This is a genomic window from Kitasatospora sp. NPDC049258 (genome assembly GCF_040678895.1).
Lineage (GTDB): Bacteria > Actinomycetota > Actinomycetes > Streptomycetales > Streptomycetaceae > Kitasatospora.
In genome coordinates this window covers 19443-33398 of the sequence record NZ_JBFAQT010000037.1, presented here as the reverse complement: position 1 = coordinate 33398, position 13956 = coordinate 19443, and the positions used below count along the sequence as shown (strand labels likewise).

14 protein-coding genes are annotated in these 13956 nt (G+C 73.7%); 7 read left to right on the top strand and 7 right to left on the bottom strand.

What is annotated here, in order from left to right; all coding sequences use genetic code 11:
• Positions 1-11: 11 nt before the first annotated feature.
• The 3 genes from AB0K43_RS25120 to AB0K43_RS25110 form a co-directional block, all read right to left on the bottom strand.
• Entirely contained in the window at positions 12-452 is a 441-nt protein-coding gene (locus AB0K43_RS25120; RefSeq protein WP_363643430.1) for a MarR family transcriptional regulator, read from the bottom strand.
• A gap of 87 nt (positions 453-539) precedes the next feature.
• A complete protein-coding gene (locus AB0K43_RS25115) occupies positions 540-971 on the bottom strand; it encodes a DUF3037 domain-containing protein (protein WP_363643428.1) in 432 nt (143 codons plus the stop codon).
• Positions 971-1726, bottom strand: a complete 756-nt coding sequence (locus AB0K43_RS25110; RefSeq protein ID WP_363643426.1) for a HipA family kinase — start codon at positions 1724-1726, stop codon at positions 971-973. Before AB0K43_RS25110 ends, AB0K43_RS25115 begins: the two co-directional genes overlap by 1 nt.
• A 125-nt stretch (positions 1727-1851) precedes the next feature.
• Here AB0K43_RS25110 and AB0K43_RS25105 point away from each other — a divergent pair, with 125 nt between their 5' ends.
• The gene (locus AB0K43_RS25105) at positions 1852-3210 is read left to right on the top strand and encodes an NAD(P)/FAD-dependent oxidoreductase (RefSeq protein WP_363643424.1); all 1359 of its coding nucleotides are present in this window, start codon (positions 1852-1854) and stop codon (positions 3208-3210) included.
• Between the two features lie 87 nt (positions 3211-3297).
• Here AB0K43_RS25105 and AB0K43_RS25100 read toward each other — a convergent pair whose 3' ends face one another.
• Together AB0K43_RS25100 and AB0K43_RS25095 are read right to left on the bottom strand one after the other, a co-directional pair.
• The gene (locus AB0K43_RS25100; RefSeq protein WP_363643422.1) at positions 3298-4473 is read right to left on the bottom strand and encodes a GDSL-type esterase/lipase family protein; all 1176 of its coding nucleotides are present in this window, start codon (positions 4471-4473) and stop codon (positions 3298-3300) included.
• Between the two features lie 150 nt (positions 4474-4623).
• Entirely contained in the window at positions 4624-5976 is a 1353-nt protein-coding gene (locus tag AB0K43_RS25095; protein ID WP_363643420.1) for an aminotransferase class I/II-fold pyridoxal phosphate-dependent enzyme, read from the bottom strand.
• A 34-nt stretch (positions 5977-6010) separates the two neighbouring features.
• Here AB0K43_RS25095 and AB0K43_RS25090 point away from each other — a divergent pair, with 34 nt between their 5' ends.
• The 6 genes from AB0K43_RS25090 to AB0K43_RS25065 all read left to right on the top strand — a co-directional run bounded on the left by AB0K43_RS25090 (position 6011) and on the right by AB0K43_RS25065 (position 11178).
• Positions 6011-6688: a pyridoxamine 5'-phosphate oxidase family protein gene (locus tag AB0K43_RS25090; RefSeq protein WP_363643418.1), complete on the top strand. Its 678-nt coding sequence runs from the start codon at positions 6011-6013 to the stop codon at positions 6686-6688.
• Entirely contained in the window at positions 6682-7338 is a 657-nt protein-coding gene (locus AB0K43_RS25085; protein ID WP_363643416.1) for an FMN-binding negative transcriptional regulator, read from the top strand. The genes AB0K43_RS25090 and AB0K43_RS25085 overlap by 7 nt, the downstream gene beginning before the upstream one ends.
• 125 nt (positions 7339-7463) lie before the next feature.
• The gene (locus AB0K43_RS25080) at positions 7464-8876 is read left to right on the top strand and encodes a sugar porter family MFS transporter (RefSeq protein WP_363643496.1); all 1413 of its coding nucleotides are present in this window, start codon (positions 7464-7466) and stop codon (positions 8874-8876) included.
• Between the two features lie 125 nt (positions 8877-9001).
• On the top strand, positions 9002-9694 hold the full coding sequence (locus AB0K43_RS25075; RefSeq protein WP_363643414.1) for a dienelactone hydrolase family protein: 693 nt from the start codon (positions 9002-9004) through the stop codon (positions 9692-9694).
• Positions 9695-9772: 78 nt separating this feature from the next.
• Positions 9773-10288, top strand: coding sequence for an HAD domain-containing protein (locus tag AB0K43_RS25070; protein WP_363643412.1), 516 nt, complete (start codon positions 9773-9775; stop codon positions 10286-10288).
• Between the two features lie 65 nt (positions 10289-10353).
• Positions 10354-11178 (top strand): PhzF family phenazine biosynthesis protein, encoded by an 825-nt coding sequence (locus AB0K43_RS25065; protein WP_363643410.1) that lies wholly within the window; start codon positions 10354-10356, stop codon positions 11176-11178.
• Between the two features lie 40 nt (positions 11179-11218).
• Here AB0K43_RS25065 and AB0K43_RS25060 read toward each other — a convergent pair whose 3' ends face one another.
• Both AB0K43_RS25060 and AB0K43_RS25055 read right to left on the bottom strand, forming a co-directional pair.
• A complete protein-coding gene (locus AB0K43_RS25060) occupies positions 11219-12019 on the bottom strand; it encodes a CPBP family intramembrane glutamic endopeptidase (protein ID WP_363643408.1) in 801 nt (266 codons plus the stop codon).
• Between the two features lie 151 nt (positions 12020-12170).
• Entirely contained in the window at positions 12171-13670 is a 1500-nt protein-coding gene (locus AB0K43_RS25055; protein WP_363643406.1) for a glutamate-cysteine ligase family protein, read from the bottom strand.
• Between the last annotated feature and the right edge of the window lie 286 nt (positions 13671-13956).

The window sequence follows — 13956 nt, the reverse complement described above, 5'->3', positions numbered from 1 at the left end:
CGAGGTACGGCTCAGCGCGCGGTGAGCAGCGGCAGGACCTGCCGGCAGAGCTGGTCGAGCGCCGTCCGCTGCTCCTCGTCGAGGCTGGCGAAGGCGTCGTGGGCCCGGGTCATGTCGTCGCGGATCCGGTCCAGGATGGTGCGGCCCTCCGGGGTGATCGCGACGATCTTGACGCGGCGGTCGCCGGCCGCGGTCTCGCGGTGGGCGAGGCCGAGCGCCTCCAGCCGGTCCACGATTCCGGTCACGTTGGAGGCGTCGCAGCCCAGCCGGCCGGCCAGCGCGCGCATCGGCACCGGCTCCTGGACCGCCTTGAGTGCCTTGGCCTGGGAGGAGTTCAGCCCGTGCCGCCCCGCGGCCAGCGCGAAGTCCTGGAAGTAGGCCGCGCCGACGGCTGCCACCGCCTCCATCAGGTCGACGGTGGTAGGTGCCGGGGTGGTCGCAGTGGTGCCCATGCCGGCCAGGTTACGCCGAGACGGTTCAGCTGCTCCAGCTTTGACCCCGGCAATTGCCCGCGGCACTGCACTCCCGCGCCCCGGCGGTCACAGCACCAGCAGGTCGAACAGGTGCCGCAGCTCGGCCTCGGGGTCGGCGGTCAGCCCGGTGTGCACCGGCCCGGGCTGGAGCACCGCGCTGCGGGGCGCGGTCAGCCAGCGGAACCGCCGCCCGGCGCTGTCGCCGGCGGCCGGCCCGGCCTGCGGGCCTCCCGCGCTGACCGCCTCCACCCCGCGCAGCGCCCGCCGGACCCCGGCCACGTCGGCGACCGGGTCGAGGGCCAGCAGCCGGCCCTGGTCGAGGTGGGTCCGGGCGCCCAGGTACTCGGTGCGCCGGCAGTACAGCAGCACCCCGACGTTCACGAATTCGCCGCGCTCGACCCGCGGCACGGCGCGCAGCACCGCGTACTCGTAGTCGTGCCGCACCGGCTGCTCCGGCTCTCCCTGCCCGGCCGCCGCCGGCCCCGTCAACGCCTCCATCAGGACGCCACCTCCGGCAGCCAGTCGCGCGGGCCCGCCAGCCGGGCGGTGAGCTGGGCGAGGTAGGCCGCGCGCACCGCCTGCGGGCTCTCGAAGCCGGGTTCGTCGGTCAGCCACTCGTCCGGGATGCCGGCCACCGCCCCGGCCAGCGCCTCCCCCGCCATCGGCGCCAGGTCCGCGTCGGCGGCCTTGAGGTCGGGCCCGGCCGCGCGCAGGGCGTGGTCCGAGGCGTCGTACGGCTTGCGGATCCAGCCCTCGGCGCCCGCCCAGTGGTGGTGGAAGATCAGACTGGCCCCGTGGTCGATCAGCCGCAGGCCGCCGGCGGCCACCAGCAGGTTGGGGTTGCGCCAGGAGCGGTCGACGTTGCCGATCAGCGCGTCGAACCAGAGCACCCGCCCGGCGAGTTCGGGGTCCACCTCGAAGCAGAGCGGGTCGAAGTTGAGGGCGCCGCTGACGAAGGCCATCCCCAGGTTGAGCCCGCCGCTGGCCCGGATCTGCTCCTGGATCTGCTGCTCCGGCTCGCTCCGGGCGAGCACCGGGTCGAGGTCCAGGCGCACCAGTTCCGGCACCGGCAGGCCGAGCCGCCGGCCCAGCTCCCCGGCCAGCACCTCGGCGACCAGTGCCTTGCGCCCCTGTGCGGCCCCGGCCCACTTGAGGACGTAGAGCCGCCGGTCGTCGGCCTCGACCAGGCCCGGCATCGAGCCGCCTTCACGCAGTGGCGCCGCATAGCGGACCGCCGTCACCTCGGGGAGCATCCGATCAGCCTACCGATCGTCACCTGGCTCCCGCGCGCGCCTGCGGTGGCAAGGGCAGAGGGTCCGTGCGAGGGTTGCGGACAACTGTCCTGGTTCGGCACAAAACGGCACACAAGGGATGGACGATGGAGCGACCTCGGATCCTGATCGTCGGCGGCGGCTTCGCCGGCCTGGAGTGCGCACGCCGCCTGGAACGCAAGCTCGCGCCCACCGAGGCCGAGATCTCGCTGGTCGCGCCGTTCAGCTACCAGCTCTACCTGCCGCTGCTCCCGCACGTCGCGGCCGGCGTGCTGACCCCGCAGTCGGTGGCGGTCTCGCTGCGCCGGTCGCTGCACCGCACCCATATCGTCCCGGGCGGGGCGATCGGGGTGGATCCGCGCTCCAAGGTCTGCGTGGTCCGCAAGATCACCGACGAGGTGACCGCCGAGAAGTACGACTACCTGGTGCTGGCCCCCGGCAGCGTCACCCGGACCTTCGACATCCCCGGCCTGACCGACTACGCCCGCGGCATGAAGACGCTGGCCGAGGCGACCTACGTGCGCGACCACGTGATCGCCCAGCTCGACCTGGCCTCCGCCACCCGCGACGAGCGCGAGCGCGAGTCCCGGCTGCAGTTCGTGGTGGTCGGCGGCGGCTACGCCGGCACCGAGACCGCCGCCTGCCTCCAGCGCCTGACCACCGCGGCCAGCCGCCGCTACCCGCGGCTGGACCCGCGCCTGATCAAGTGGCACCTGATCGACATCGCCCCGAAGCTGATGCCCGAGCTCGGCGACAAGCTCGGCGTCACGGCGCTGCAGATCCTGCGCGAGCGCGGCATCGAGGTGTCGCTGGGCGTGTCGGTGGCGGAAGTGGGCGCCGAGACGGTCAAGTTCACCGACGGCCGGGTGCTGCCCTGCCGGACCTTGATCTGGACCGCCGGCGTCGCCGCCAGCCCGCTGATCGGCACCCTGGACGCGGAGACCGTACGGGGCCGGATCGCGGTCACGGCCGAGATGCGGGTGCCGCAGTTCGACGGCGTCTTCGCGCTCGGCGACGCGGCGGCCGTCCCCGACCTGGCCAAGGGCGACGGCGCGGTCTGCCCGCCGACCGCCCAGCACTCCGCGCGGCAGGGCAAGGCCTGCGCCGACAACCTGGTGGCCGCGCTGCGCAACCAGCCGCTGGAGCCGTACTACCACAAGGACCTCGGCCTGGTCGTGGACCTCGGCGGCAAGGACGCGGTCTCCAAGCCGGTCGGTATCGAACTGCACGGCCTGTCCGCCCAGTTGGTGGCTCGCGGCTACCACCTGATGGCGATGCGGACCAACGCCGCCAAGTTCCGGGTCGGTGCCAACTGGCTGCTGAACGCGACCGCCGGCGACGACTTCGTCCGCACCGGCTTCCTCGCCCGCCAGCCCGCCCGGCTGCGCGACTTCGAGTACACCGACGCCTACCTGACCAAGGAGCAGGTGCGCGAGCACGCCCAGGCGCTGCTGGCCAAGGGCTGACCGGCGAGAACTCCGCACCGGCGCTGCCGTCCCGTCCGGGGCGGCAGCGCCGGTGCGTGTGCGGGCCCGGGCCCGGGCCCTGGGCGGTCAGCTCCGGGCGGCCAGGTAGACGCCCGTGGTGTCCTTGCCCGCGGTGTTGCGGCACGACCAGTTGCCGGTCGGCTGCGCGTTGACCAGGGTCAGGCAGCGGCCGAGGGCGAGCTGGGCGTAGTAGTTCGGGTGGAAGGACTCCTGGAGGGTGCCCTGGGTGGTGGAGCCCATGTCCAGCCAGCGGGCCCACTCGCTGGTGGTCGCCGAGGGCGCGCTGGAGGAGGAGGCCAGCTTGGTCGCCTTGGAGCAGACCTCACGGCCCTGGAGCAGGTCGCGCAGGTCGAGGAACTGCACACCCTTGGCGGCGGCCACCCCGGCCAGCCGGTTGGAGATCTGCGGCACCAGGCTGTCCCGGGCCCAGTCGGCGTCCTGGTTCCAGAACGGACAGCCACCGGTGTTGGCGCGGGTCCACCCGCTCTCCGGGTACCGGTTCTCGGCGCTGCGCGGGATCGGCGAGGGGTACGACTGCAGCACGATCCGGTAGCTGCCCGCCGCGTAGCCGGCCGCCGACATCACGGCGCGGATCTCGTCGATCGACTTGCCGACCCCGGCCATCGCCGTGTCCATCTTCCCGTCGACCTCGCCCTGCTGGTCGTCGTGGCAGTAGGAGTACCAGATCAGGTAGTCCTGCACGCAGCTGGAGATCACGTCGGCGAAGCCCAGGTCGTTGCCGCCGATCGAGAGGGTGATCAGCTTGACGTTGTACTGCCGGGCGACCCCGGCCAGTTGGTCGGCCTGCGGGGCCTCGCCCTTGTAGGACTGGCCGCCGTTGGCCGCCCGGAAGACGTTCTCGCTGACGGCGCCGGAGCAGGCCAGGTTGACCTGGTTCTGGCTGATGGTGCCGGCGCTGCGGATCTCGGCCACGTCCGAGCGGTCGCACCCGCTGGCGTACGTGCTGCCGTAGACCCTGGCGGGGTCGTAGCCGCTGCCGGTGTAGGCGCGGTCGGTGCCGCTGCGGCTGCCGCTGGTGGTGAGGCTGTTGCCCTGCCAGCGGCCGGCCTCGCCGGAGATGTAGCTGTCGCCCATCGACACGCTGGCGGTGGGGCCGGCGGCGGTCTCGGCCGCGCCGGCGGGCCCGGCCAGTGCGGTCAGCACGGGCAGGACGAGCGCTGCTGCGGCGAGCAGCGCGAGGGTGCGCGGGGTGCGTGGGGTTGTGCGTCGGCTCTTGGGCACGGCGAAACTCCTGCGAACGGCCTCGCGAAGGTGGGGTCGCGAGGCACGGGTGAGGGTGAGCCGCCGGCCGGTGGCGCGATGAATGTGACATGACCGCGCTTGTTACCGCTAGGTATCCGACACGGGTATTTCGCTGAGTTACCGGTCGGTTCAGATCAGTCGCGATCCCCCGGCGCGACCGCCCAGCACCGCCGCGAGATCGTCCGCGAGCGCGGTCACCTCGGCGGGCGCCAGGGTCGAGACGGTGAGCCGGATCCCGGCCGCGGACTGCAGCCGGTACCGGGCCCCCGGCGAGGCCACCCAGCCGCGCTGCGCCAGCGCCGCCGTCACCCCCGCCTCGTCCGCGACCGGCACCCAGACGTTGAGCCCGCTCTCGCCGTACGCCGCGATCCCGCGCTCGGCGAGCGCCGTGCGCAGCCCCTCGCGCCGGGCCCGGTACGCCCCGGCGACCGCGGCCGGCGGCGCGGCGCCGGTGCGCCACAGCTCGGCCACGGTGCGCTGGAGCAGCAGGCTCACCCAGCCGGTGTCCAGCCGCTGCCGGCCGAGCACCCGGTCCACCGTCTCCCGGTCGCCGATCACCACCGACACCCGCAGGTCCGGCGACAGCGCCTTGGCCGCCGAACGGACCAGGGCCCAGTGCTCGACCGTACGCCCGCCGCCCGGCGCCGCCGCCAGCGACCGGAAGGGCTGGTGGACCATGCCGTGGCCGTGATCGTCCTCGATCAGCAGCACGTCCGGGTGGGCGGCCAGCACGGCGCGCAGCTCGGCGGCCCGGGCTGCGGTGACCACGGCCCCGGTCGGGTTCTGCGCGCGGCTGGTCACGATCAGCGCGCGGGCGCCGGCCGCCAGCGCCTCGGCCCCCCGGCCGGGCAGCGGCCCCTGGTCGTCCAGGCCGACCGGCGCCGCCCGCAGGCCGAGCGCGGGCAGCAGGTCCAGCAGGCTGCCCCAGCCCGGGTCCTCGACGGCCACCAGGTCGCCGGGGCGCAGCCGGGCGGCCAGCACCCGCCCGATCGCGTCCAGCGAGCCGGCGCAGACCGCGAGCGCGCCCTCGGGCACGCCGTCGGCCCGGTAGGAGGCGCCGGCCAGCTCCAGCAGCCCCGGGTCGGCCATCGGGTGCCCGTACAGCACCGGGTGGCGGGCGGCGGCCGCCGCGGCGACGGCCAGCGCGGGGCCGAGGTCGGGCAGCAGGGCCGGATCCGGGTTGCCGCTGGACAGGTCGCGGGCGCCCGGCGGGACGGGGATCCCCGCCTGGTCGCGCGGGGCGTTGACGGGCCGGGGCCGGACCCGGCTGCCCTTGCGCCCGGCGGTCTCGATCACCCCCCGGTCGCGCAGCAGCCGGTAGGCCGCGGCGACGGTGTTGGGATTGACCCCCAACTCGACCGCCAGGTCCCGCAGCGCGGGCAGCGGGGCGCCGGGCGCCAGCACCCCGCCGCCCACCGCCCGCTCGATGTCGGCGGCGATCTCGGTGGCACGCCTACCCTTGATCCGATACTCTCCTAGCACAAACACAAGTATGCACTAGTACATAGAGGTTGTCATGTCGGACACCGCCTACGCCCGCACCCCCCGCACCACCCCCACCCGCTACAAGGACCGCGCCACCTGGGAGAAGCAGGCCATCCAGCAGGTGCTGGACAGCTCCTGGGTCTGCCACCTGGGCTTCGTGGCACCGGACGGCCGGCCGGTGGTGCTGCCCACCATCTACGCCCGGGTCGGCGACCGCCTCTACGTGCACGGCTCGACCGGCAGCCGTCCGCTGCGCGCCGCCGGGGCCGACCAGGGCCTCGCGGTCTGCCTCACCGTGACGCTGGTGGACGCCCTGGTGCTGACCAAGTCCGCGTTCAACCACTCCGTCAACTTCCGCTCGGTGGTGGCCCACGGCACCGCCCACCAGGTGACCGACCCCGAGGAGCTCGCCGTCGCGCTGGACGCGCTGGTCGACCACGCGGTGCCGGGCCGCTCCGCCGAGGTCCGCCCCGCCAACGCCAAGGAGCTCGCCGCCACCGCCGTGATCCGGCTCGACCTGGACGAGGTCTCGGCCAAGACCCGGGCCGACGGCGCGGACGACGACGAGCCGGACGTCGACCTGCCGTACTGGTCCGGCGTGGTCCCCGTGCACACCGTGTACGGCGCCCCCGAACCGCACCCGGCCAGCACCGTCCCGCTCCCCGCGCACCTGCGCGGCTTCGGCCCGCAGGGCGGGCGAGGATGCTGATCCGCTCCTGGGACAAGGGCGACGAGGCCGAGTGGCGCGCCTGGCTGGCCGCCGGCCGGGACTTCGGGCTGCTGGCCGCCAACGGCCCGGCCGGCCGGGGCCCGGTGCTGGTCCCGACCCACTTCCTGCTCGACGCCGAGCAGGGCGAGATCCTGCTCCACCTGGCCGCTCCCAACCCGCTGCTCGCGGCCGTCCGGGCCGACCCGCAGGTCACCCTGTCGGTCACCGACGACTACGTCTTCGCGCCCGGCCACTGGCGCGGCGAGCCCGGCACACCGACCAGCTACTACGCCTCGGTCCAGTTCTCCTGCACCGCCGAGATCGTCGAGGACCCGGCCGCCAAGGCCGCGATCCTCAACCGGCAGCTCGCGCACTTCCAGCCCGAGACCCCGCAGGTCCGGGTGGCGGCCGGCGAGCAGCCCTTCGGCCCGCTGCTCACCGGCCTGCGCGGGCTGCGGCTGACGATCGGTGAGGTACGGGCCAAGTTCAAGTACGACGACAAGAAGCCGGTCGCCGACCAGGCCGCACTCGCGGAACGGCTCGCCGAGCGCGGACGCGGCCTGGACCACGCCGCCCGGGCGCAACTGCTGCGCCGCAACGCGCTGCGGGCCGAGGGCCGGACCGGAGGCGGGCCGCGGCCGACCGGGTGACAGCGGCCGCGGTCTGTCGACCCGTCAGCGGCTCGGCGCGCGAACGCGGCGGCGGGCTGGTGGAATGGGAAGGATTCCTGTTCACCCGGCCGAGCAGACGGGCCGTCGGATCCCGGGAGCTCGCCCTGTCCACCTCATCGCCACCCCAGCACGCCGGCCAGGCCCACCTCGGGCACGTGGTCTTCATCTCGGCGGCGGCCGCGATGGGCGGCTTCCTGTTCGGTTACGACAGCGCCGTGATCAACGGCGCGGTGACCGGCATCCAGAAGCACTTCGGCGTCGGCAACGGCGAGACCGCCTTCGTGGTGGCCATCGCACTGCTCGGCTCGGCCGCCGGCGCGGTGGTGGCCGGCCGGCTGGCCGACCAGTTCGGCCGGGTCAGGACGATGCTGCTGGCCGCCGGACTGTTCGCGATCAGCGGCATCGGCTCGATGTTCCCGCCCAGCATCCAGGTGCTGGCGGTCTGGCGGGTGGTCGGCGGCATCGCGATCGGCATCGCCTCGGTGATCGCGCCGACCTACATCGCCGAGGTCTCCCCCACCGCCTACCGCGGCCGGCTGGCCTCCTTCCAGCAGATGGCGATCGTGCTCGGCATCACCGTCTCCCAGCTCGCCAACTACGCCCTGAACCAGGCCGCCGGCGGCGACTCCACCAACCACCTGGGCGGCATCCAGGCCTGGCAGTGGATGCTCGGCGTGGAGACCATCCCGGCCCTGGTGTACGGCGGGATGGCGCTGGCCATCCCGGAGTCCCCGCGCTTCCTGATCGCCAACCGGCAGGAGCAGCAGGCCCGCGAGGTGCTCCGGGAGGTGGAGGGCGAGGACGTCGACCTGGACGCCCGGGTGAACGAGATCCAGGCGGTGCTGCGCAGCGAGCACAAGCCGGGCCCGAAGGACCTGCTGGGCGGTCGCTTCGGGCTGCTGCCGATCGTCTGGGTCGGCATCGGCGCCTCGGTGTTCCAGCAGTTCGTCGGCATCAACGTGATCTTCTACTACTCGTCCTTCCTGTGGCAGTCGGTCGGCATCAACGAGAGCAACTCGCTGCTGATCAGCCTCTCCACCTCGATCGTCAACGTGGTCGGCACGGTTCTCGCGATGACCCTGGTCGACCGGATCGGCCGCAAGCCGCTGGCGCTGGCCGGCTCGATCGGCATGGCGCTCTCGCTCGGCACGGCCGCCTGGGCGTTCTCCTACCGGGTGGGCACCGGCGACACCGCGACCCTGGACGACACCTACGCGACGGTGGCGCTGGTGGCGGCCCACGTGTTCGTGTTCTGCTTCGCCTTCTCCTGGGGCGTGGTGGTCTGGGTGCTGCTCGGCGAGATGTTCCCGAACAAGATCCGGGCACTCGCCCTCTCGGTGGCCGCCTCGGCGCAGTGGCTCGCCAACTGGGCGATCACCGTCACCTTCCCGGACCTCGCCGACTGGAACCTGTCGGCCACCTACGTGATCTACGCCTGCTTCGCCCTGCTGTCCATCCCGTTCGTCGTCTTCTGCATCAGGGAGACCAAGGGCAAGGCTCTCGAGGAGATGGGCTGACGCCTGATCATCCCCTCGCGCGGATGCCGGACAGCGGCGCCGCCCCGCAAGTAGCATGCTCCCCGCGGGCGGTAGCCGCAGCCCGCCGGCCGCCGCGTCATGCGGCCCACCCCGACGGAGAGGCCATGGGCAGTTCCCGGCACAACGTCACCTTCGCCAGCAACGGGCACACCGCGCACGGGTATCTGGCGCTGCCGCCGCAGGGCGTCGGCCCCGGCCTGCTGGTGGTCCAGGAGTGGTGGGGGCTGACCAGCCACATCGCCGCGCTGGTCGACCGCTTCGCCGCCGAGGGCTTCGTCGCGCTGGCCCCCGACCTCTACGGCGGCGCGGTCGCGCACGACCGCGAGGAGGCCGCCCGGATGCGGGCCGAACTCCCGGCCGAGCAGGCGGCCCAGGACCTGCGCGGCGCGGTCGACCTCCTGCTGGAGCACCCCGGGGTGGCGGGCGACGCGGTCGGGGTCGCCGGGTTCTGCTTCGGCGGCGGGCTGGCGCTGGTGCTCGCCGCCCAGGAGGGCGACCGGGTGGCCGCCGTGGTGCCCTTCTACGGGCTGCCCGACGACCCGGGGTTCGACTACCGCGGCCTCACCGCGCACGTGCTCGGCCACTACGCCGAGGAGGACCGGTCCTACCCGCCGGCCGCCGTGGACGAGGCCGCGATCCGGATCGGTGAGGCAACCGACCGGCGGCCGGAGATCCACTTCTACCCCGCGCGGCACGCCTTCATGAACGACGAGAACCCCGGCGGCGCCTACGACCCCCTGCAGGCCCGGATCGCCTGGCAGCGCACGCTCAGCTTCCTCTGGGGCCACCTGGGCTGAGCCGCCGGCGGGCAACCGTCCCCGCGGCCGGTGCGTCCGACCGGGTGACGCACCATCCGCCTGCCCGGGGGGAGACCCGTGCCCCGACCGCTGCTGTACCTCGATGTCGACGGCGTGCTCAACCCGCTCCACCCGCACCGCGCGGCCGAGTTCGACAGCCACGCCCTGCTCGGATTCACCGTGCTGCTCTCCGGCCGGCACGGCGAGTGGCTGCGCGAACTGTCCGGCCGCTACGACCTGGTCTGGGCCACCACCTGGGAGGAGGAGGCCAACCGGCACATCGCCCCGCTGCTCGGCCTGCCCCCGCTGCCGGTGGTGCGCTTCACCGGGTACGTGCCCCGGCCCGACGACCCCCGGGTGCCGCTGCTGGACCTGTTCTCGGGGCGCAAGTGGGCACCGATCGTCCGGCACGCCGGGGGCCGGCCGTTCGCCTGGGTCGACGACGTCATCCCGTCCAGCCTGCTGCGCCGCACCGTGCTGCGGCGGGACCGGCTGCTGCTGCGGATCGACCCCGGCCAGGGGCTGCAGCGCCGGCACGTGGACCGGCTGCTGTCCCGGCCGCCGGCGGTCGGCCGGCTGCGCCGGTCGGGCTGAGCGCCGGTCCACCGGCCGTCGATTGGCATTGTCGGTCACCACCCGATCGGGGATAGATTCACCGCATGCGAATCCGGATCATCGACGCCTTCACCGACCGCGCGTACAGCGGTAACCCCGCCGCCGTCTGCCTGCTCGACGGGCCCGACTGGCCCGGGTCCGAGCAGATGCGCCGGATCGCCGCCGAGATGAACCTCTCGGAGACCGCTTTCGCCCTGCCGCTGCCCGGTGGCGAGGCCGACTGGGGCCTGCGCTGGTTCACCCCGGTCGAGGAGGTCAACCTGTGCGGCCACGGCACCCTGGCGACGGTGCACGCGCTGCACGCCGACGGCCTGCTCGGCGAGGGCTGGGTCCGGTTCGACACCCGGGGCGGGCTGCTGCGCGCGCTGTGCGAGGCGGACGGCACCATCACCCTGGACTTCCCCGCCAACCCGCACCTGCCGATCGACCCGCCGCCCGGCCTCGAACAGGCCCTCGGCCGGCCGGTGCTGGCGGCGTTCGAGACCGGCGCGCTGGCCGACTGCCTGATCCTGCTGCCCAGCGAGCACGCCGTACGGGCGCTGTGCCCGGATCTCGGCGCGCTGGCCCGGCTGCCGGTCCGCGGCGTCCTGATCACCGCACCGGCCGACGATCCGGCCGCCGGCTACGACTTCGTCTCGCGCTACTTCGCCCCCGCCGTCGGGATCGCCGAGGACCCGGTGACCGGCAGCGCGCACACCGCGCTCGCGCCGTACTGGGCGCAGCAGCTCGGCCGGACCAAGGTCACGGGGTACCAGGCCTCCCCCCGCGGCGGCCTGGTGCGCTGCGAGGTGACCGGCGACCGGGTGCTGCTGGCCGGGCGCGCCGTCACCGTGCTGGACGGCACGCTGCGGGCACTGCCCGCCGGCTGACCGGCCGGCCCGCCCCGGGCCTCCCGGAGCCCGGGGCGGCTCAGCCGGTGGGCAGCCAGCCGACGTGGCCCGCCAGCAGGGCGTAGCCGACGAAGGCGACCGTGTCGATCAGCGCGTGCGCCACCACGAACGGCATCACCCGGCCCCAGCGGCGGTACAGCAGGCAGAACACCGCGCCCATCACCATGTTGCCGACCAGCCCGCCGATCCCCTGGTACAGGTGGTACGAGCCGCGCAGCAGCGAGCTGGCCAGCACCATCGCGGGCCAGCTCCAGCCGAGCTGCCGCAGCCGGCGCAGCAGGTAGCCGAGGACGACCACCTCCTCCAGCACCGCGTTCTGCCAGGCCGAGGCGACCAGCACCGGGATCCGCCACCAGACGTCGGGCAGCCCGGAGGGCGCCACCGTCAGGTTGACGTCCGCCGCCTGCGCGGCCAGGTAGAGCCCGAGGCCGGTACCGCCGATCACGGCCGCCACCGCCGCGCCGCGCCGCAGGTCGGACAGCTTGCGGGTGAGGTCGAAGCCGAGCACCCGCAGTGAGGTGCCCTCGCGGACCAGCAGGTAGCCGACCAGCACCACCGGCATCAGGCCGCGGGCGATGTAGTAGAGCTGCCAGGCCAGGTCCAGCCAGGGGCGGCCCGGGGCGCGCGAACCGTTCAGCACCGCGACCTGCTGGCCGAGCGCGCCCGCCTCGGTGAGCGAGCCGACGAAGCTGATCGCCGCCGAGAGCCCGCTGGCCCCGAGCGAGAGGCCGAGGACGATCAGGAGTTCCACGGCCAGCAGCCGGCGGGAGCCGACGGCGGCCCCTCCCGCCGGGTCGGACTCGGTCGAAGCGGTCGTCACCTGGTCTCCAGCGCGCGGTGCCCTGCCCCGCGGCCGGTACTCCCCGAGGCCCGGTGGCCTGAGCGACCTCCGGGCCGATCATCCTTCCACAGCCGGATGAGAACCCGCAGCGCCCACCGCGCGCCACCCGCGCGGCCCCTGGCGGCGGCCGCTACCCCACCGGCCAGGTGTGCACCGGCTCACCCCCGCGCATGTGCTCCAGGTAGCGCCGGGTCATCGCGGCGATCGCCGCCTGCGGGTCCATCCCGAACTGCTCGCGCAGCCGGTGCACGGTGGCCGCCTGCCAGGCCGCGCCGTTGGTGCGGCGCAGGCAGCGCTGCTCGATGATGCCCAGGTAGCGGTCCCGGTCGGCCGGCTCGATGCCCCACTCGTCCAGCCCCTGGTAGGCCAGCGGCAGCAGCTCGTTCAGCACCAGGTCGGTGGCGGCGACCGGGGCGGGGCCCCGGCCGGAGCGGCCCCGGCCCGGCCAGTGCAGCACCGCGTCGATGCCGTACCGGGCGGCGGTGTGGAAGTTCTCGTCCGCCTGGGCGAACGGCAGCCTGGTCCAGATCGGCCGGGGCTGCTCGGCCAGCACCCGGACCAGACCGTAGTAGAAGGCCGCGTTGGCCAGGGTGTCGGCCACCGTCGGCCCGGCCGGCAGGCAGCGGTTCTCCACCCTCAGGTGGGCCACGCCGTCCGCGATGTCGTACACCGGCCGGTTCCAGCGGTAGATGGTGCCGTTGTGCAGCCGCATCTCGGCCAGCCTGGGCACGCCGCCGGAGGCCAGCACCTTGGCCGGGTCCTCGTCGTCGCAGATCGGCAGCAGGGCCGGGAAGTAGCGCAGGTTCTCGGCGAACAGGTCGAGCACCGAGGAGACCCAGCGCTCGCCGAACCAGGTTATGGGGCGCACACCTTGCGCTTTGAGCTCGGCCGAACGGGTGTCACAGGCCTGTTGGAACAGCACGGGGCGCGTCTCGCGCCAGAGCTCCCGCCCGAACAGGAAGGGCGAGTTGGCGCCGAGCGCGAGCTGGACGGAGGAGATCGCCTGGGCCGCGTTCCAGACCGAGGCGAACCGCTCCGGGGTGACCTGAAGGTGCAGCTGGAGCGAGGTCGCGGCGGCCTCGGCCACCATCGAGACCGACTCCACGGCCAGGTGCTCGACCCCCTCGATGTCCAGCGCGATGTCCTCCCCGCGGGCGGCCAGGATCTGGTCGCTGAGCAGGGTGTACCGGTCGTTGTGGGACATCGCCTCGACCCCGGTGTGGTCCAGGTCGAGGGTCGGCAGGATCCCCACCATGGCGATCCGGGCACCGACCTCGGCCGCCTTGCGGTCGGCGTAGCGCAGGCCGGTGTCGACCTCCTCGCGCAGGTCCTCCAGCACATGACCGCCCAGCCGCCGGGGTGCGATGTTCACCTCGACGTTGAACTGGCCGAGCTCGGTCTGGAAGTCGGCGGAGGCGATCGACTGCAGCACCCGGGTGTTCCCCAGCACCGGCATGCCCTGCTCGTCCACCAGGTTGAGCTCGATCTCCAGGCCCATCATCGCCCTCGGCCGGTCGAACCGCTGCTCGCGCAGCATCCGTTCCAGCACGTCCAGACAGGACTGCAGCTTGCGGCGGTAGAGCTGCCGGTCGGACAGCTCCGCGCGGGTCGCCACGACCTTCTCGCCCATGGGTGCTCTCCCCTACCCCTCGGTCGACGGTGCAAGCAATATGCCCATCCGGAAGATCGATAGCCCGTCGACTCGAACACGTCGCCGGGACAAGAATCCTGACCCTCTTTCAGTGACACCTCGACTTGTGCGGCACCACCGAACGTGATAAGAAGGTCACCCTGCGCACCTGTTCGAGTAGAATTCGCACTGCGCCCCGGCCCGGTCGCCCGCCACTCGACCCTTCAGCCGACATCGGCTGGTCGACGGCGGGCCCGCGCACGCACCGCGATCATGCCCAACCGGA